Annotated in this window: 15 protein-coding genes; 5 read left to right on the plus strand and 10 right to left on the minus strand. The window is 64.8% G+C overall.

Features of this window, described 5'->3' with window-relative positions; genetic code table 11:
* The first annotated feature begins 10 nt into the window (after window positions 1-10).
* On the plus strand, window positions 11-976 hold the full coding sequence (locus P9A16_RS28290) for a threonine ammonia-lyase (protein WP_024270090.1): 966 nt from the start codon (window positions 11-13) through the stop codon (window positions 974-976).
* 61 nt (window positions 977-1,037) lie between these two features.
* Here the strand turns inward: P9A16_RS28290 and P9A16_RS28295 are convergent, their stop codons facing one another.
* Window positions 1,038-1,682, minus strand: coding sequence for a helix-turn-helix transcriptional regulator (locus P9A16_RS28295; protein WP_024270091.1), 645 nt, complete (start codon window positions 1,680-1,682; stop codon window positions 1,038-1,040).
* 298 nt (window positions 1,683-1,980) lie between these two features.
* On the opposite strand from P9A16_RS28295, the gene P9A16_RS28300 reads away from it, so the two are divergent.
* Window positions 1,981-3,279: a GGDEF domain-containing protein gene (locus P9A16_RS28300; protein ID WP_023516191.1), complete on the plus strand. Its 1,299-nt coding sequence runs from the start codon at window positions 1,981-1,983 to the stop codon at window positions 3,277-3,279.
* A gap of 45 nt (window positions 3,280-3,324) precedes the next feature.
* On the opposite strand, the gene P9A16_RS28305 is transcribed toward P9A16_RS28300, so the two are convergent.
* From P9A16_RS28305 to P9A16_RS28335, 7 genes are read right to left on the minus strand one after another with little or no spacing between them, the layout of a single operon-like run.
* Complete coding sequence (locus P9A16_RS28305) at window positions 3,325-4,302, minus strand: FAD:protein FMN transferase (protein WP_023516192.1); 978 nt, start codon at window positions 4,300-4,302, stop codon at window positions 3,325-3,327.
* Complete coding sequence (locus tag P9A16_RS28310) at window positions 4,299-4,832, minus strand: nitrous oxide reductase accessory protein NosL (protein ID WP_023516193.1); 534 nt, start codon at window positions 4,830-4,832, stop codon at window positions 4,299-4,301. The genes P9A16_RS28305 and P9A16_RS28310 overlap by 4 nt, the downstream gene beginning before the upstream one ends.
* Window positions 4,829-5,644, minus strand: a complete 816-nt coding sequence (locus P9A16_RS28315; protein ID WP_023516194.1) for an ABC transporter permease — start codon at window positions 5,642-5,644, stop codon at window positions 4,829-4,831. The genes P9A16_RS28310 and P9A16_RS28315 overlap by 4 nt, the downstream gene beginning before the upstream one ends.
* Window positions 5,641-6,543 (minus strand): ABC transporter ATP-binding protein, encoded by a 903-nt coding sequence (locus P9A16_RS28320; protein ID WP_024270092.1) that lies wholly within the window; start codon window positions 6,541-6,543, stop codon window positions 5,641-5,643. The genes P9A16_RS28315 and P9A16_RS28320 overlap by 4 nt, the downstream gene beginning before the upstream one ends.
* A gap of 5 nt (window positions 6,544-6,548) precedes the next feature.
* The gene (locus P9A16_RS28325) at window positions 6,549-7,895 is read right to left on the minus strand and encodes a right-handed parallel beta-helix repeat-containing protein (RefSeq protein ID WP_156031828.1); all 1,347 of its coding nucleotides are present in this window, start codon (window positions 7,893-7,895) and stop codon (window positions 6,549-6,551) included.
* Window positions 7,896-7,914: 19 nt separating this feature from the next.
* The gene (nosZ, locus tag P9A16_RS28330) at window positions 7,915-9,828 is read right to left on the minus strand and encodes a TAT-dependent nitrous-oxide reductase (protein WP_023515388.1); all 1,914 of its coding nucleotides are present in this window, start codon (window positions 9,826-9,828) and stop codon (window positions 7,915-7,917) included.
* Between the two features lie 22 nt (window positions 9,829-9,850).
* Entirely contained in the window at window positions 9,851-12,142 is a 2,292-nt protein-coding gene (locus P9A16_RS28335; RefSeq protein WP_023515387.1) for a NosR/NirI family protein, read from the minus strand.
* 130 nt (window positions 12,143-12,272) lie between these two features.
* Between P9A16_RS28335 and P9A16_RS28340 the strand changes: the two genes are divergently transcribed.
* Window positions 12,273-13,127: a ferritin-like domain-containing protein gene (locus tag P9A16_RS28340; RefSeq protein ID WP_023515386.1), complete on the plus strand. Its 855-nt coding sequence runs from the start codon at window positions 12,273-12,275 to the stop codon at window positions 13,125-13,127.
* 122 nt (window positions 13,128-13,249) lie between these two features.
* Here P9A16_RS28340 and ric read toward each other — a convergent pair whose 3' ends face one another.
* Window positions 13,250-13,915, minus strand: coding sequence for an iron-sulfur cluster repair di-iron protein (gene ric / locus P9A16_RS28345; RefSeq protein WP_023515385.1), 666 nt, complete (start codon window positions 13,913-13,915; stop codon window positions 13,250-13,252).
* A gap of 103 nt (window positions 13,916-14,018) precedes the next feature.
* Window positions 14,019-14,972 carry a GlxA family transcriptional regulator gene (locus P9A16_RS28350; protein WP_023515384.1) on the minus strand — a complete coding sequence of 318 codons (954 nt, stop codon included), beginning with the start codon at window positions 14,970-14,972 and terminating at the stop codon, window positions 14,019-14,021.
* Window positions 14,973-15,102: 130 nt separating this feature from the next.
* On the opposite strand from P9A16_RS28350, the gene P9A16_RS28355 reads away from it, so the two are divergent.
* Window positions 15,103-15,930: an alpha/beta fold hydrolase gene (locus P9A16_RS28355; protein ID WP_023515383.1), complete on the plus strand. Its 828-nt coding sequence runs from the start codon at window positions 15,103-15,105 to the stop codon at window positions 15,928-15,930.
* 81 nt (window positions 15,931-16,011) lie between these two features.
* The gene (locus P9A16_RS28360) at window positions 16,012-16,800 is read left to right on the plus strand and encodes an SDR family NAD(P)-dependent oxidoreductase (protein ID WP_023515382.1); all 789 of its coding nucleotides are present in this window, start codon (window positions 16,012-16,014) and stop codon (window positions 16,798-16,800) included.
* Window positions 16,801-16,845 lie beyond the last annotated feature (45 nt).

The raw sequence follows: 16,845 nt of genomic DNA on the forward strand, positions 1-16,845 counted from the left end.
CGAGGAAACCATGCAGACCATCGTCTTCGAAACCGCGGCCGCCGCCGTCCGGGCAAGGGCCCGCATTCGTGACCATATCTACCAGACACCGCTCCTGCCCGCCCGCAAGGCCGGAAAGGCCGAAGGCACGACGGTGCTCTTCAAGGCGGAGAACTTCCAGCTCACCGGATCCTTCAAGATCAGGGGCGCAATGTCGAAAATGTCCGCCCAGCCCGCGGGCGGGCGGCTGATCACCGCCTCGTCCGGCAACCACGGCATCGGCGCGGCGCATGCCTCCAAGGCGCTTTCCCGCAGCCTCACCGTCGTGCTGCCGCAAACCGTCGTGCCCGCCAAGCTTGAGAAGATCCGCTCCTACGGCGTCGAGGTCATCCTGCACGGCGAGGAGACCGGCCTTGCCGAACAGCACGCCCAGGAACGCGCTGCCTCCGAAGGGCACGCCTATGTCTCACCGTACAACGATCCCGATATCGTCGCCGGCCAGGGCACGATCGCGCTCGAAATCCTCGAACAGTGTGCCGGCGTCGACAATGTCTTCGTCGCGATGGGCGGCGGCGGCCTGATCAGCGGCATCGGTGCGGTGCTTAAGGCCTTCAGCCCGCGCACGAAGCTCTACGGCGTCGCCGCGAGCCATTCGAAGGCGCTGGCGGCATCGATGGCGGCCGGCCGGGTGGTCGAGACCGAGCATCACGAGACGCTCGCCGATGCCGTCGCCGGCGGCATCGATCTCGACACGATCACGCTGCCTCTTTCGATGGCGACCATGGACGAGGTCGTCGAATGCGGCGAGGACGACATCCGCGCCGCGCTGAAAACACTCGCTCTCGAGGAGAACATGATCGTCGAGGGTTCGGCCGCCCTTGCGCTTGCCGGCTTCGAAAAGGTTGCAGCCAGCCTTTCCGGCCAGACGAGCGTGATCTTGCTTTGCGGCGCGAATTTTGACCGCGATGTCATCACACAGGCGATCTACGGCCGCTGATCGCCCGCTCGACCGCCACCACAGAGGGCGCCCCGCGGGCGCCCCTTCTGCCGTTCGGGGCTCAGGCTTTGGTGTCGCGAAGGTAGTTGTAAACCGTCGCCCGGCCCATCTGCAGGATCTTCGAGATATAGGCAGCCGCATGCTTTCCGCTGAAGGCGCCGTCTTCGGCCAGCTCGCGCACAAGCTGCTGTTTCTGCGCCCGGGTGAGGTCAGCGATCATAAGGCCCCGCTTCGTCGTCCAGCCGTGCACATATTCGTTGACCCGCTCATGCCAGTCTTCCTTGAACAGGGCAGCGGGCTTGCCTTGGTCGATGGAGACAGTGGACATGGCGCTCAGCACCTGGATCGCAGACTGGATGTGCGAAACGTCGATGTTGATACACAGGATGGCGATCGCCCGGTCATCGGGCGCGCGCAACACCGCACTCACCGATTTCAGCCGCCTTCCATCGAAATTCACCTTCTCATAAGGCCCGATCGTCCGGTCGTTCGGCTTGAAGTCGATTTCGTGCAGCAGCGACGGTTCCCCGAGATCCCGCTTCGAGAAGTTGTTGGCGATGTAGCTCACCGTCTCGCTGGAGAGATCGTGGAGAACCACCTCCGCATAGGGCTGCAGGATGAGCGCAATCGCATCGCAGACCGGATGATATGTCCTCAGCGCATCGGAGGGCATGGCGACGTCTGCGTCTTTGTCTCGTTGCGGCATTTGAGTTCTCGCTTGGCTGGCGGCCGTCCGTCGGGGGGACCGGGATCTTCCCGAAATCCTTTTGCTCACGGACTATCGCATTTCGCAATGCGCCCCACCCCTAAAAATGCCGGCATGACCCAGACGCCACCGTTTTGCGCATGAGAGGGCACTGCGTTGCTGCAAGCGTCGGAAAACGCAGAAGGCTTGGCCAGATGGAATCTGCGGGGCGCTTAAGCCTTTTCTTACGTTAGGTGACTATCTTCGGGCACGGAAGGTCTCTGTGGCCTTGCACAGAGGACGATGGGTATCGGATCGCATGAGCAGTACAGCGTCGCAGCGAACCAAGACAGACGATGTTCCCTACGGCAGGTCCCGTGAGGACGTCGATTTCTGGATGGGCTGCGTTGGTGCACCGATGGTCCTTGTCGAGAAGGGCACGCTGCATGTGCGCCGGGCCAATTCCAATGCCGCGGTCCTGTTCGGACTGGGGTTGGAAGCCTTCGAGAACCTGCCCATCGAAGATCTCGTCGGTCGCGAGGCGAGCATTCTCCTCTCGCAGATATGGAGCGTCGCGCCGATCGGTGTGCCGGGCGAGCCTTTCCTGATCCGGGCCATGGTGCAGGCGCAGGAACGCGTGCTGATGGTGCAGGTCACCAAGATCGCGATCGAGGGCGAACTCGTGCGCCTGTTCACCTTCACGGATGCGCCGCCGCAGGGTTCCGTCTCCCTTGCCGGCTGGCAGGAACAGATGATCTCGCTTCTGGACTGGCTGCCCTTCGGCTTCGAAATCGCCAGCAGCGACGACCAGATCCAGTTCGCCAATTCGACGTTCAAGGCGCTTTTCGGCTATACTCAGGACGAGATCGAAAGCATCGAGGACTGGTGGCGCCTCGTCTATCCCGATCCGCAATACCGCGAATATGCCCGCACACAATGGCATTCCTCGATCGCAGACGCCCGGCGCGAGAACCGCGAGATGACGCCCTTCGATCTCGACGTCAGGACGGCCAGCGGCGCGACGAAGCGCATCCAGTTCCGGCAAAGGACGGTCGGCAACTTCAACGTCAATCTCTACATCGACGTGACGAAGGAGCGCGCCTATGCCGAGCAGCTCAAGGTGCTTGCCAATGCCGACCCGCTGACCGGCATCCTCAACCGCCGACGCTTCTTCGAGGAAGCGGAAGAGATATTCTCCAGATCGAGCGGCGCGGCGTCCATGGGCGTGCTCATGCTGGATATCGATCATTTCAAATCGATCAACGACACGCATGGCCACCGCGCAGGCGACCTTGTCCTCATGGAGTTCGCCCGTCGCTGCCAGGAGGTCGTGCGATCGGGCGACCGTTTTGCACGGCTTGGCGGCGAGGAATTCGCGGTCTTGCTGGCAGCCGAGGAGCCGGGAGCGGCCGTGACACTGGCTGAGCGCATCCGCATGGCGATCCATGCTTCGCCCTTCGATATCGAAGGCGCCGTGATCCCAGTCAGCGTCAGCATCGGCGCCACGCTTGCGGACCCATCGGACGAACCCTTCGGCTCGGCGATCCTCAGGGCAGACAATGCACTCTATGAAGCCAAACGGACGGGCCGCAACCGTGTCGTGATGCTCGGCGCCTGATGGGCGGCTACGGCGCTGCCGGCCGTCCGCAACTGTCCGGGATCATCACACGATATGCCGATAGCTGCCGTCCGGCTCATGCAAATGCACCTGCGTTGCCGGAAGTGCCCGCAGCGCTGTCACGATCCCGTCGCCATCCATGAAGCTGAAGGCCGTGGAAAGAGCGTCGGCGGCTGCGGCGGTCGGCGCGACGACGCTGACGCTGTCATGACGGCCAGCCGAAACACCGGTTCTGGGATCGAGCAGATGGCTCGGAGAGCCCGGCCCGGCAAAGCGGAAACCGTTCGTTCCGGAGGTCGCGATCGCGCGGTTTACGAGATCGACGCGTATGTCTGTCCCGGCGATACCAGCGTGCCAGGGTGTGCCGTTCTCACGCGGCCCGAGGGCGCGTACCTCACCGAGATCGGCGAGCGTATGTAACACACCGCCGGCGCGCAGGATGTCCACCGCCCGATCGGTGATATAGCCCTGCGCGACACCGTTCAGCGTCAGCCCCATGCGCGGCCTGCGAAAGGCGATACGGTTGCGGTCGAAGGCGACATGCTCGAAGCCTGTGCGCGCCAACACCGCCTCGATGCTCTCGCGCGGGGGGCCGGCCGGGTCGGCGTCGGGAGTCGAGAAGTGCCGGACATGCAGCAGCCACAAGGGCTGGACGGTGGGATCGAACATGCCGCCGCTCAGCGCCCAGACGGTATGGCTCTGTTCCAGCAGTTCTATCAGTTCTACCGGCGGATCAGCGAGCGCACCCCGGGCATTCAGCGTCGCAAGCGCGGAATCCGGCCGGTACAGGCTGAAAATGCGCTCGAGGCGATCGATCTCGACGACGACACGCCGGATCAGCCGTTCGGCTTGTGCCCGGTCGGGATGATGCAAGATCATTTCCGCCGGGGCGCCAAGGGCACGGCCGCGCCAGCGGACAGCCGCAGACCCGGCGCGTGCGCCGAGCGGGCAGAGCGCCGTGCCGGCGGCCGCGGCTGAAAGGCTTATGAAACGGCGACGGGTCGGCCTTGCACCCTTGATCATTGTTCCGCCTCCTCACGCTGCTGGTCGGCGCCGTCGTTCGCCTGACCGTCACCCAGCACATAGCCAGATGGAATATCCGGGAAGCCGACCACCTCGCCGCCATGTTTTCCGGCAAAGTCGCGCGCGTCCCTTTCCCTGGAAAAGGGAATGGTCTCGGCGACACCCATGCCACCACGCTGCGTGCTGCCGATCACATAAAAGGCGGTGCGGGCGTCGATCCAGTTTTCCGCACCGGGCTGCGCCCAGCTCGCTGCAGCGCCCATATCGGACACATAGATGGCGGCGATGGCTTTCGGCTCGTCCGGCAGGAGCGTGAAGGCGACCGCGTCGCGCGCCGAGGAGAACCAGATCGGCTCGGGGATCTGCGACAGGATGATCTGGCCCTTGGGGCCTTCGTGCTCGAGCACGTTCATGCCGCAATAGCGACCGATCGCCTCCTGCGTCAGGGCGAAAGGCTGCGGCGTCTCGACCTGCCGTTCCGAACAGCCCGCGACGAGGACGAGAACGAAGGTGGCGAGGATGCGCTTCATGCCTCTCTCCTTGAAAAGACCAGCATGGCGGCAGCAAGCGGCAGCGCTACCCACAGCACGAGCGCAGCGGCAAGCGCTGGCGCACTGAGCGAGGCCGCGCCGGCCATGCCCGAGATCGCCCCCGCCTCACCGCCGAGATTGAGCAGGCGATAGGCATCGGTCGGGTTGAGCAGAAGGAGGGCATTGAGCAGCCCGCCTGTGACCGTGCGCCCCTGGTCGGCGACCAGAAGGCCGAGCAGCGCCATGTCGTAGACCAGCACGAAGACGAGCCAGACACCGACGGCAATGCCGCCCGCAGTACCGCGCTCGCCGGCGAGCGTGCTGACGAGATAGCCGATGGCGATGAAGACCGCGCCGAGCAGCACCGAGGAACCGATCAGGAGCACGAAGGCCGGCCAGCCGGCGACGAGCCCGGCGCTACCGCCAAGGCCGAGCGCCAGCGCCGCCGCGCCGTAGCCGATGAACGTTGCGAAAGCGAGGATTGCCAGATGCCCGATGAACTTGCCGGCGATCACCTGGAAACGCGCCAGCGGATAGCTGAGCAGCAGGAGGAGCGTGCCCCGTTCCGCCTCCCCGACGATGGCGTCGTGCGAGATGAGGAGCGCGATAAGCGGCACGAGGAACACCGACAGGCTCGACAGACTGACGACGATCACGTCGAGCGCGCTTGCCCCGACATTGCCGGTGGGTACGCTGCCGAGGAAGGTGAGGGTGAGCGCAAGCGTTGCCAGAAGCAGCGTGGTCGCGAGGACCCAACGATTGCGCAGGCCCTCCTGGATTTCCTTGCGCGCGATGACGAGGATGGTCCTCATTGGCCGGTCTCCCGCTGCCTGTCCTGGAAATGGGCGTAGAGTTCGTCGAGCGTCGGCGGCGTCACGTCGAGATCGGCGATGCGGGCACCGACGGCGGCGCGCAGCAGCGCCACCTTGTCCTCCGGCGCAGCCTCTATCTCCAGCATGTGGCCGTTGACCGGCCGCCAGTCCGCTTCCCCTTCAAGCCGTCTTTCTTCGCCCCCGGCAAGGCGCACGCGGATGCGCGTCGGCAGCCGCGCGATGCTGCGCAGCGCATCCAGCGAACCATCCGCGATCTTGACGCCCTGCCCCATGATGACGATGTGGTCGGCCCGCCCCTCCAGCTCGCTGAGCGCATGGGAGGAAAGCAGGATCGTCGCGCCGCCTGCCCGCAGTTCGTCGAGGAAACCATAGAAATCGCGGCGGAGTGCAGGGTCGAGGCCGGTCGTCGGCTCGTCGAGCAGGAGGACCTGCGGCGCGCCGAGCAGCGCCTGCGCCAGCCCGAGCCGCTGCCGCATGCCCTTGGAATAGGTGCGCACGCGCCGGTCGGCGGCCTGTGCCAGACCGACCCGTTCGAGCAACTCGATGATTTGGCGGTGCGGCGCGCGCTTCAGCGCAGCATAGAAGGCCAGCGTCTCGCGGCCGGTCAGGGCCGGATTGAAGGACACGCTTTCCGGCAGGTAGCCGAGATGCGCCCGCACGGCAGGATCAGCCGCCGGATCGCCCCCGAGCACACGAACAGTGCCGGCGGTCGGGCGGAGAAGGCCGAGCATCAGCTTGATCAGCGTCGTCTTGCCCGCGCCGTTGTGGCCGACCAGCGCAACAATCTCGCCTTCGGCGAGCGAGAAGGAAACGTCGCGTACGGCCGTGAAGGCGCCGAAGGCCTTGGAAACAGCCTGGATGTCGATGCGGTGGGTCATGGCATTCACATTCCTTCGCCCGGCGGGGCCATCAGCGGACGGCTGTCGACCACGCCGCCGGGCAGGAGCGCCGGAAACTGGTTCTGCGCCCACCGGATGACCTGCACGGCCGGACTGTTGGTGAGGATTTTCGCCTGCGGCGCGGTCCACAGAACCCGGTCGACGAGATCGTTCGGCCGGTAAGGCGTATCGGCGATACCGTCGCCGTCGAGATCGAAGGCGGGGTTGTCGCTCCAGTAGTTGCCGCGCCCTTCCGCCGACCAGTCGAGGTAGCGCGTGCCGACATATTTGACCTGATTGCGATTGCGGATGAAGGCATTGCCACTCATGCGGTTACCCTCGGAACCCGCCGTGAAATGGATGCCGATCGCGCAATTCTCGAAGCGGTTGCCGGAAAAGCGGTTGCGGTTGGCATTGTAGATGAAGACGCATTTCTCCGGGCCGAGGCGCTGGTCCGCGACGTCGTGACCGGTATCGCTCTCCATGGTCACACCATGTGTGTCGCTCTGGCGGCCGGCATTGATCCAGCGGGAAACCGGCTGCATCCGTCCCTTCACCCGGTTGCCGGAGACCGTCGAGCCCTTCGCGGTGTTGAGCAGCAGCCCGTGATCGCGATCGCCATCGGAGACATTGCCGGTGATGGTCAGTCGGTCGGAATACATGATGGCGTAACCGACGGAATTGCCGGTCGAGATATTGTCGCTGATCTCGCTTTCATTCGTATACATGTAGTGGATGGCAAAACGCAGGTCGCGCATGCGGTTGCCGGAAAAGACGTTGCGACGGCTGGCATTGGTGAAGATGCCGTCTCGGCCGAAGCGGATGTCGTTGCCGATCACCTTCGCCCCCGGCGCATTCCACAGGTGCACGCCGTTGCCGGCCTCCGCCGAGCGCCCCTCGCGCATGCCCTCGATCCGGTTGTCGCGCACCAGCGCGTCCTTGGCGCCCCTTATATAGACGCCGTAGAGATTGCCGGTGATCCGATTGTTCTCGACAATCGCTCCGGTCGCGGTCTTGTCAAGGAAGACGCCGGAATCGAGCGCGCCGATATCCGTGCCGGAACCCTGGATTTCAAGCCCGCGCACTACTGCGCCGGGCGCGGTGACAGTGACGACGCTGCCCATGCCCGTACCCGAGAGCACCGCACCACCCTCGCCTTCCAGCGTCAATGCCGTGGCGATCAGCAGAGGACCGCGATGCGCACCCGCCTCCAGCCGGATCACATCCCCCGGTCGGGCGGCATCCAGAACCGCCTGCAGGTTCTCCGCGCCGGAGGGAACGGAGACGGTCTCCGCCCACGCGAAAACGGGTGCGAGGGCGGCCGCAAGGGCCGCCACCACAATCCTCGTCATGACGGAACAGGCTGTCACGTCAGGCCGCCTGCGGCTCGACGAACATGCGACCCTTCATCTCCATGTGCATGGCATGGCAGAACCACGAGCAGTAGTACCAGTAGACGCCGGGCTTGTCGGCGATAAAGGTTACCGAAGCCGTCGCCTGCGGAGCCACCTCCATGTTGAGGCCGTAGTTGATGATGGAGAAGCCGTGGCTGAGGTCTTCGACTTCGTCGATATTGGTGACGTAGACCGTCACCTCGTCGCCCTGCTTGACGGAGAAGGTCTCCAGCCCGAAGGCCGGCGCGGCGGAGGTCATGTAGACGCGCACCTTGTTGCCGTCGCGGATCACTTCGCTGTCGGCCATCAGGTCGATGCCGTCGGCCGCGGCCTGCTTCACCGCATCGGCGAAGAACGGGTCGTCGCGCTTCCACACATGCACCGGATCGATCTTCGAGCGGTGGACGATGGTGGCGTCATGCGGTTCGGCGAAGGTCGGATTGTCGTGCACCAACACCATCTCGTCGCCGGAGATATCGATGAGCTGGTCATTCTCCGGCTTCAGCGGGCCGACGTTGAGATACCGGTCCTTGGAGAACTTGTTGAGCGAGATCAGCCACTTGCCGTCCGCATCCTTGGTCTGGCCCATGGAGGTGTGGTTATGGCCGGGCTGGTAGTGCACGTCGAGCTTCTGGCGGATCGGATCGACCTTTTCGCCCTTGTAGGCGCGCTTGGCATCCTCGATGTTCCACTTGCAGATCTGGCTGTCGATGAAGAGCGTCGTATAGGCATTGCCCCTGCCGTCATAGGCCGTGTGCAACGGGCCGAGACCGAGCTCCGGCGCGGCGACGATCGTCTCCTTCGGCTGGATCTTGTCTTCGAACAGATCGTCGAAGGTGCGCACATCCATGACGGTCACAGTCGGCGAGAGCTTGCCGTTGGCGACGATATGGATGCCGTCAGGCGCGGTGTTCATGCCGTGCGGGCCGTTGGAGATCGGGATGTAGCGGGTGAACGGCGAGCCCTTGCGCCCATCGAGAACCGGCACCCCGCCCATCTCGGTGAAGTCGCCGCGGGCAACCGCCTCCTCGATGCGCTTCAGGTTGAACACGACGACCCAGTCCTGCTCGGCCTCCATCATCTCGGCAAGGTTCACGCCCTCCTCCGAATTATAGCAGGTGGAGAAGGCATATTTGCCCTGGTAGTCGGCATCGACATTGTCGAGGTTGCCATCCACCATGATCTGCCAGGCGACCTTCATCGTCTCGCCGTCCACGGCCGAGAAGATCGAGCGGTAATGCGACTTGTCGTCGAGCACCTTGCCGTCGTTCGGGATCGGCACGCGATCCTCGCCGTTGCAGAAGACGTAGCCGGTCTTCGGATATTTCTGGACGCGCAGGCCATGGACCGTGTGCTGGTTGGGCAGCTGCACGATCTTGTCGCACTTCATCACGTCGAGGCGGATGCGGCAGACGCGGGTATTCGCCTTGTCGTTGGCAAAGAGATAGCGGCCGTCATAGGTCCCCTCGGTGAAGGAGGGGTGCGGGTGATGCAGGTCACCGTTGAGATAGGCGGCGGCGCCGCGCTTGTTCATCAGTTCGCGATATTCCGGCAGCATGCCCTCTGTCAGGATCTTCAGGCTCTCGTTGGTCTGCCCCCAGCCGGTGGCGCTGCACCGGTTGAAGACCGGGATGCGCATCAGCTCACGCATTGAGGGAAGGCCGAGGATGCGCACCTCGCCCGTCTGGCCGGAGGAGAAGAAGACGTAATACTCGTCGAGTTCGCCCGGCTTGACCTCGTAATTGCCGCTGGCAGCGGCCTGTGCGAGCGCGGGCGCCGCGGTGATGCTGCCGAGGGCGAGCGCACCGGTTCCCACCGCCCCCGCCGCGACGGCCGTGGAACCGAGCAATTGGCGGCGGCTCAGACCTGCTTTCGTTTCATCCTGTGACATGGCACCTCTCCTTGTTCTGGTGTCAGTTCGGCGATCCGGCAGCCGGATCGGGTTTCTCGATGGCGACGCCCCTGTGGGTGATGACCGGCGGAGCCGGCCCCGGCCCGCGTGTTGCGGGCGAGGACAGCCGCTCGAACTTCTCCCGCTTCAGCCGCACCTGGATCATGTGCGGACAGCGATGGTCGTCGTGGTAGAGTTCCTGGCAGTGCATGCAGTAGATGCATTCGTTGACGTTGATCTGCCCCTCGGGATGGATGGCCTGCACGGGGCATTCCTTGGCGCAGCGCTGGCAGGGAGAGCCGCATTCGGGCCACCGCTTCAACCATTCGAACATGCGGATGCGGCCGGGAATGGCGAGCGCGGCGCCGAGCGGGCAGAGGTAGCGGCAATAGAAGCGCTCGATAAAGAGGCCGAGCGAGAGCAGCGTCAGCGCAAAGATCACGAAGGGCCAGTCACGGGCAAACTTCAGGATGATCGCCGTCTTGAACGGCTCGACCTCGGCAAAGACCTCAGCGAGCGCGACCGAGTAGAACGACAGGCCGAACAGGCCGAGGAAGAGGATGTACTTCACCGGCCACAGCCGCTCGTGCAGCCAGAACGGCACCTTGATCTGCGGCACCTTCAGCCATTGCGCGAAATTGTTGGTGAGTTCCTGCAGGGCGCCGAACGGGCAGAGCCAGCCGCAGAACGGCCCCCGCCCCCAGAAGAGGAGCCCCGCGGCTACTGTCGCCCAGAGGATGAAGATCAGCGGCGCGGAGAGGAAGAACTCCCAGTTGAAGCCGGTGATCAGCGCATTGGTGAAGGTCAGGACGTTGACGACGGAAAGCTGCGCATTGGCATACCAGCCGAGCCAGACGAGAACGAAGGCGAGATAGGAGCGCCGCACCCAGACATGCAGCACGGGACGGCGAACGAGCCAGTCCTGAAAGAAGAAGATGACGGTGAGCAGCAGCAGCGCGAAGGTCGTGATACCGATCTCAACCGTGTTCATGCGCCACATCTGCATCCAGAGCGGCTCACTCTCGTCTGCGAACGGTGCCGCAGCCTGCGGTTCGGCTTCGGCCATGGCGACCGGCACCGGCTTCGCCTTTTCGACAGTGACGTAGCGATCCGGCAGGCTGTAGCCGAGGTCGAAGGGCAGGACGGCCTTGTCGCGCACGCTCCAGGAGCGCTGCACCAGCAATTGCAGCTCCCAGGGCGCCGTCACGTCGAAGACGAAATCCTCCGGCACGGTGAAGAGCGCAATTTCCCGGAAATGCGGCGCGCCTTCGGCGGCGATATCGGCAAGTCGCGTGTGCCCGCGGTCGCGGAACCGAACGCCCTGCCCGTCCTGCATCAGCTCGATGCGATCGAAGATGCCGCCGCGCACATAACCCGAGCCCTTGAACGAATAGGCCCCGTCACCGGCAACGAGAATGGCCTGCTGGCCCGGCCGCAGCTTTGCGCGAAACCGCTCATAGCCTTCCTTGCCGAGCAGGCTGAGGCCGATTTCCGGCACGCTGGCGGGCGCGACGTAGAGCGAGATGAAGCGATCTTCGGGGCTGCGCGTTTCGGGATGCTGCGCGGCCTTGTCCTCGCCGGCGCGTACGAAAGCCTCGCTCACCTCGCCGACAGACAGGCCTAGGCCGCGGATGGAGCCGTCGCCGACGAGTTCCTCCCAGGAACGGGCCGCGCCGGCTTCCGTCTTGAGCTTGCGGATTTCGGCCGGTGGCGCTGCACCTACCGCAACATCGCCCCCCAGTCGCCCGCTGCGGATGAGCCGCACGGCCGAGCGCACGACGCTGTCGCCCATGACGAGCACCGTCACCGTCGCACCGCTGACGATGTCGACCTGGGGCGGGCGTTCCGCGCCTGCGGCGACACGGCCGATATCGCGGCCGATCAGTGTGTCGAGCGCGGCAACCACCTTCTCCTCGGGAATGCCGATGAGGACGATCGGTTCCTGGTGATGGACCAGCTTGAAGCCGCGCAGCACACCCTGCGGGTCGATGCCGGCGAGGATGTGGATCGGCTTGCCCGAATAGCCGGTCGCGCTGGTGAAATCGGAATTGAGGTAAGCGTAGCCGGCGAGAACTTCGCCTCGCCAGACCGGGGCGATCGGTGGTTCGCCTGCCGGTTCGCCGAAGCGGTCAGCACCGGGAAAGAGATCCGATGGTTGTGCTTTCGGCAGGTACTCCGCTAGCCGGGAGGCGGCCTCTGCCATCGACACGACCGGCATCGCCGCCAGCAGGGTGAACAGCACCAGCAGGACCCATCTCAACCAGACGGCGGGACGCGTCGTTTTGCGGGATAGGGTCTGCGGGCAGTCCGTCAAGGTGGCGTATTCCGGCAATCGAGTATCGATGCCGGCATTCTAGGCAAGATACCTGCGCGCAATTTGTTGCAGCACAAACACCGCAGCGATCCACGATGGGAGAGTGGCGCATGCAAGGGAGATGCTGCCGATGCCGCTACTCGGGAACGAGCCTTCGGGCACCGTTGAAACCATGGAAGAGCTTTTTGCGATCGCCGCGGCGATGGAGCAGGAGGCCATCGCGGGCTATGCCTCACTCGCCGATCGCATGAGGAGAGAAGACCGGCCCGACCTTGCCGCGGTCTTCGAAAAGCTGGTGGAGGAGGAGAGCGGCCATCTCGGCAATGTCGGCTACTGGTCGCAGCGCACGACCGGCAAGGAACCGGACCCGTCCGCGGTGCGCTGGAGCCTCGACCCGACCTTCGACGACGAAGGCGCTTCCCTTGTCGCACCGGAACTCATCAGCGCCTACCGCGTCTTCTCGATCGCCGTGCGCAACGAGGAACGTGCTTTCACCTTCTGGACCTATCTCGCCTCCCGCAGCCCCTCCGCCCCGCTGCGCGAGGCGGCCGAACAGATGGCGCGCGAGGAACTGTCGCATATCGCGACCTTGCGGCAGGAACGGCGGCGTGCCTTCCATCTCCAGCGCGAAGCAATATCCGGAAAGGCGCAGCAGTGGACGCTCACCACCCTTGAGGAGCGCCTATCGACGCTGCTTGCCGCTAGGGCCGTCGAAGACGTGCCGGGATCAGCCGGGGCCACGCTCGCGGGCCTGTCGGCTCAGGCCAGTGCCCGCGCAAAGGCCCTTACCCACCACCCGCTGTCGCCGGCACTCGTTTCACTGGACCCGGCCGTGCTGGAAGCCCCGCGGGCTTTGAGCGAAGTCTTGCTCGACGCCTACCTCGATCTTGCCGAACGCCTTCCGGACGAAGCGGGCCGCGCCCGGGCGCAAACTTATGCCGCCCGGATCCTCGATTGCATATCTGCCCTTCGAACGGGCCGCTGAAAGAGCTGACAGGCCGAAGGACGCAGCCGGCGGGCAGAGGTCGATGGTTCGCCAACCTCGGCCCGGACAGCCGTCGACGCCACCACTCACCGAGCAGCAGCAGCAGCGCCGGGCTTTCGCCCTCAGGCGGCAGGCGCCTCGAAGCGCGGAAAGAGCACCGTGTTTTCCAGATGCATGTGCATCACGAGATCGTCGGTGAGCTTTCTCAGCCCGGTATAAAGCGCCGTCCACGAACCGCAGGCGCCCGATGGCAGGGCCATGCCGTGGGCGGCATGCTCGATATCGTGGAGAAGTCGCACGGCATCGTCGTGTTCGCGGCGCATCTGTGCGACCGGTTGGTTGATCCGGGCGGCCCCGCCCCGACGCATCATCGGGAAAACCACCTGTTCCTCGTTCATCATGTGACCTTCCAGTTCGTCGCGCAGCGCGGTCAGCGCCGCGGCAAGCCCCGAGGGCGCGGCCGGATGGTCCCCGTGGACCCGCTCGACCTTCTCGGCAAGCGGGATAAGGAAAGCCAGTTCCTGCCGATGGGTCTCGTGATAGCGGCTGAGGAGATGCTCGATGAGCGGCTCCGTCTCCTCCGGCGCATCCCGGCCGGCCGACCGTTCGAGTGCTTCCAGCGTGGCTAGCAGGTCTTCCGGCGAAAGCCCCGCCCGCTCGGCCGCGGCACGAAGCGGGATATCGCCCGCACAGCAGAAGTTGATGGCCGATCGACGGAACAGATCGGCAGCGCCCGGCAGTTCCGCGGCAATCGACGTCACGGTCCGGTCAAGAGAAAGCGTTTGCATCCTGGCTCCTTTGCAAGGGTTGGCGTTTCCAGTTTTCGCCAACCCTTGCAGGAGAAGAGCAGCCGGTCTTTGCGCCGGGGCAAAGAAGAGGCGCCCCCCGGGCTCACGCCGCCACAGCCACCGAGAACCGGCTGCGATATTCGCCCGGAGAGAGACCGAGGATGCGGTGGAACACACGGCGGAACGCGGCCGCGTCCTCGTAGCCCACCGCAAAGGCGATCTGATCGACGGTGCGTCGCGTGAACTCCAGCAGCTCCCGCGCCTTGCCGATCCGCAGGTGCTGCACATATTCGATCGGCTTCATGCCGGTCGCCGTCTTGAAGCGGCGCAGGAAGGTGCGCTCCTCCAGCCGCGCATGGCCGGCCATGTCGGCGATGCTGGTGGGCCGGCCGCCTCGTTCTTGCAGCCAGTGTTGCACTTTCAGCACCGCCTCATCGCCATGGGTGAGGCGGGGCGCGAAATTGCTGTAATGCCGCTGTTCGCGTCCGGACGGATCGACCAACAGGAACTTGCCCGTCTCGATTGTCACGGAGGGGCCGAGCAGGCGATCGACGATGCGCAAGCCGAGATCGGTCCAGGCCATCAGCCCGCCGGCGGTGATGATGTCGCCATCCTCGATGACGATCTTGTCCGCCTCCAGTCGCACATCGGGAAATCGTTCGCGAAACCGCTCGGCAAACAGCCAGTGCGTGGTGGCGGGGCGGCCGGTAAGCAGGCCCGTCGCCGCCAGGATGAACGTCCCGCCACAGGTGGAGGCAAGCGTTGCCCCCTGGCCGTGGCGGTCCAGCAGCCAGCGGGCGTAAGGCGCCGCCTCCTCCGCTTCGGCCGGCCCTGTCAGCCGACCCGGCACGACGAGGATATCCGGCGTTCCGGGAGCACCGGGATCGGTGTCATGGCTGCGGGAAAAGCGCCCTTCCGCATCCATGCGCCAATGGCTGACCCGCACGGCGGGTCCGCCGCGATCACGCGAGAAGATCGACGCGATGGCGAAGAGGTCCGTGATGCCGTGCACCATCGCAGCCTGGCAATCCCGGTAGAGCATCAATCCGACTTCCATTGCGCATCTCCCGCCTTTTGTCAGTTTCGGCTCGCCTTCTGTCAGAAGCGCCCATCCAGCCCGGACACACGCCAGAGTATCTCTATTCACACGGGAGGCAATCAAGCCCTCGACAAAAGGAGACAGACCAATGAGCACGATCACAACCCGGGACGGCACGCATATCTTCTACAAGGACTGGGGTCCGCGCGACGGCCAGCCCATCCTGTTCTCTCACGGCTGGCCGCTCAGCGCCGATACCTGGGACGCACAGATGGTGTTCTTCGCCAATCAGGGTTTTCGCACCATCGCCCACGACCGCCGCAGCCACGGCCGGTCCGACCAGGTCTGGCACAACAACACCATGGACCAATATGCCGATGACCTGGCAGAGTTGATCGAGCAGCTGGACCTCCGCGCCGTCATCCTTGTCGGCCATTCCACGGGCGGCGGCGAAGTCACCCGCTATATCGGCCGCCACGGCACGGACCGCGTCGCCAAGGTCGCACTGATCGGCGCCGTTCCGCCGCTGATGCTGAAGACGGAAGCCAATCCCGGTGGCCTGCCTATCGATGTCTTCGACGGCATCCGCAAGGGCACCTATGACAATCGCAGCCAGTTCTTCAAGGACGTGACCATTCCTTTCTACGGCTACAACAGAGATGGTGCGGTCCTTTCCGAAGGTATTCGCGAGGAGTTCTGGCGGCAGGGCATGATGGGCGGCCTCAAGGGCCAGCTCGACAGCATCCGCGCTTTCTCCGAAAGCGATTTCCACCAGGATCTCAAGGCCTTCGACAAGCCGACGCTGGTGCTGCACGGCGACGACGACCAGATCGTGCCGATCGGCGCCTCCGCCCTGTCGACCGTCCGGATCGTCGAACATGCCGTGCTGAAGGTCTACGAGGGCGCCGATCACGGCCTGACGCAGACCCACCAGGACCGGTTCAACGGCGACCTTCTCGCCTTCATCAATGCCTGACCGCCTTCCGGCACGGGCCTCGGCGCCAGAGCGCGCCGGCCCGGCGCCGTTTCATCCAACGCGCTATCAAGGAGACAGACCATGAGCAAAGACACTTTCCTCGTCACCGGCGCATCCGACGGCATCGGTGCGGTCTATGCGGACCGGCTTGCCCGCCGCGGCCACAACCTGCTGCTCGTCGCACGCCGTGCCGAAAGACTGGCGGCGCTTGCCGCGCGGCTGCGGGCGGCCCACGGCGTTGCCGTCGAAACTCTCGCTGCCGACCTTGCGCGGCCCGAAGGGCTGGCCGCGGTCGAAGCCCGCCTGCGCGAGGATGCCGCCATCACCGGCCTCGTCAACAATGCCGGCATCGCCGGGGAAGGCATGATCACCGAACTGGACCCCGTGAACGTCACCGGCATGATCAACCTCAACATCCTCGCCGTCACCCGCCTTGCCGCAGCGATCGCTCCGCGGCTTGCCGCCACAGGCAGGGGTACGATCATCAACATAACCTCGGTCACCGCACTCATGCCGGCCGCCTTCACCGCCGTCTATCCGGCCACGAAGGCCTACGTCCTCGCTTTCACCGAGGCGCTGCAAGCGCAGCTTTCCCCGGCCGGCGTCCGGGTGCAGGGCGTTTTGCCGGGCATCACACGCACCGCGATCTGGGAGGAAGAAAAGCTTGAAACCCTGCCGGCAGCCATGGTCATGGACGTCGAGGAGATGGTCGATGCCGCACTGGCCGGCCTTGATCTCGGCGAGGCGCTGACCGTTCCCTCCCTTCCGGACACGGCCGATCTGGACGCCTACCTTGCAGCCCGTGACGCCCTGCGGCCGAACCTCTCGCTTGCCCGCGCCGCAGCCCGCTATGGGCTTGGCAACGCATGAAACAGAAAGAGCGGAACATCTGTCCAAAAGCCCGCGCGTCCGGGG

The organism is Shinella sp. 838, assembly GCF_029623935.1.
GTDB lineage: Bacteria > Pseudomonadota > Alphaproteobacteria > Rhizobiales > Rhizobiaceae > Shinella.

What these genes read in the sequence shown, in the direction of transcription:
- P9A16_RS28290 (WP_024270090.1), top strand. Translation starts at nt 11, where the DNA reads ATGCAGACCATCGTCTTCGAAACCGCGGCCGCCGCCGTCCGGGCAAGG.
- P9A16_RS28295 (WP_024270091.1), bottom strand. Translation starts at nt 1,682, where the DNA reads ATGCCGCAACGAGACAAAGACGCAGACGTCGCCATGCCCTCCGATGCG.
- P9A16_RS28300 (WP_023516191.1), top strand. Translation starts at nt 1,981, where the DNA reads ATGAGCAGTACAGCGTCGCAGCGAACCAAGACAGACGATGTTCCCTAC.
- P9A16_RS28305 (WP_023516192.1), bottom strand. Translation starts at nt 4,302, where the DNA reads ATGATCAAGGGTGCAAGGCCGACCCGTCGCCGTTTCATAAGCCTTTCA.
- P9A16_RS28310 (WP_023516193.1), bottom strand. Translation starts at nt 4,832, where the DNA reads ATGAAGCGCATCCTCGCCACCTTCGTTCTCGTCCTCGTCGCGGGCTGT.
- P9A16_RS28315 (WP_023516194.1), bottom strand. Translation starts at nt 5,644, where the DNA reads ATGAGGACCATCCTCGTCATCGCGCGCAAGGAAATCCAGGAGGGCCTG.
- P9A16_RS28320 (WP_024270092.1), bottom strand. Translation starts at nt 6,543, where the DNA reads ATGACCCACCGCATCGACATCCAGGCTGTTTCCAAGGCCTTCGGCGCC.
- P9A16_RS28325 (WP_156031828.1), bottom strand. Translation starts at nt 7,895, where the DNA reads ATGACGAGGATTGTGGTGGCGGCCCTTGCGGCCGCCCTCGCACCCGTT.
- nosZ (WP_023515388.1), bottom strand. Translation starts at nt 9,828, where the DNA reads ATGTCACAGGATGAAACGAAAGCAGGTCTGAGCCGCCGCCAATTGCTC.
- P9A16_RS28340 (WP_023515386.1), top strand. Translation starts at nt 12,273, where the DNA reads ATGCCGCTACTCGGGAACGAGCCTTCGGGCACCGTTGAAACCATGGAA.
- ric (WP_023515385.1), bottom strand. Translation starts at nt 13,915, where the DNA reads ATGCAAACGCTTTCTCTTGACCGGACCGTGACGTCGATTGCCGCGGAA.
- P9A16_RS28350 (WP_023515384.1), bottom strand. Translation starts at nt 14,972, where the DNA reads ATGGAAGTCGGATTGATGCTCTACCGGGATTGCCAGGCTGCGATGGTG.
- P9A16_RS28355 (WP_023515383.1), top strand. Translation starts at nt 15,103, where the DNA reads ATGAGCACGATCACAACCCGGGACGGCACGCATATCTTCTACAAGGAC.
- P9A16_RS28360 (WP_023515382.1), top strand. Translation starts at nt 16,012, where the DNA reads ATGAGCAAAGACACTTTCCTCGTCACCGGCGCATCCGACGGCATCGGT.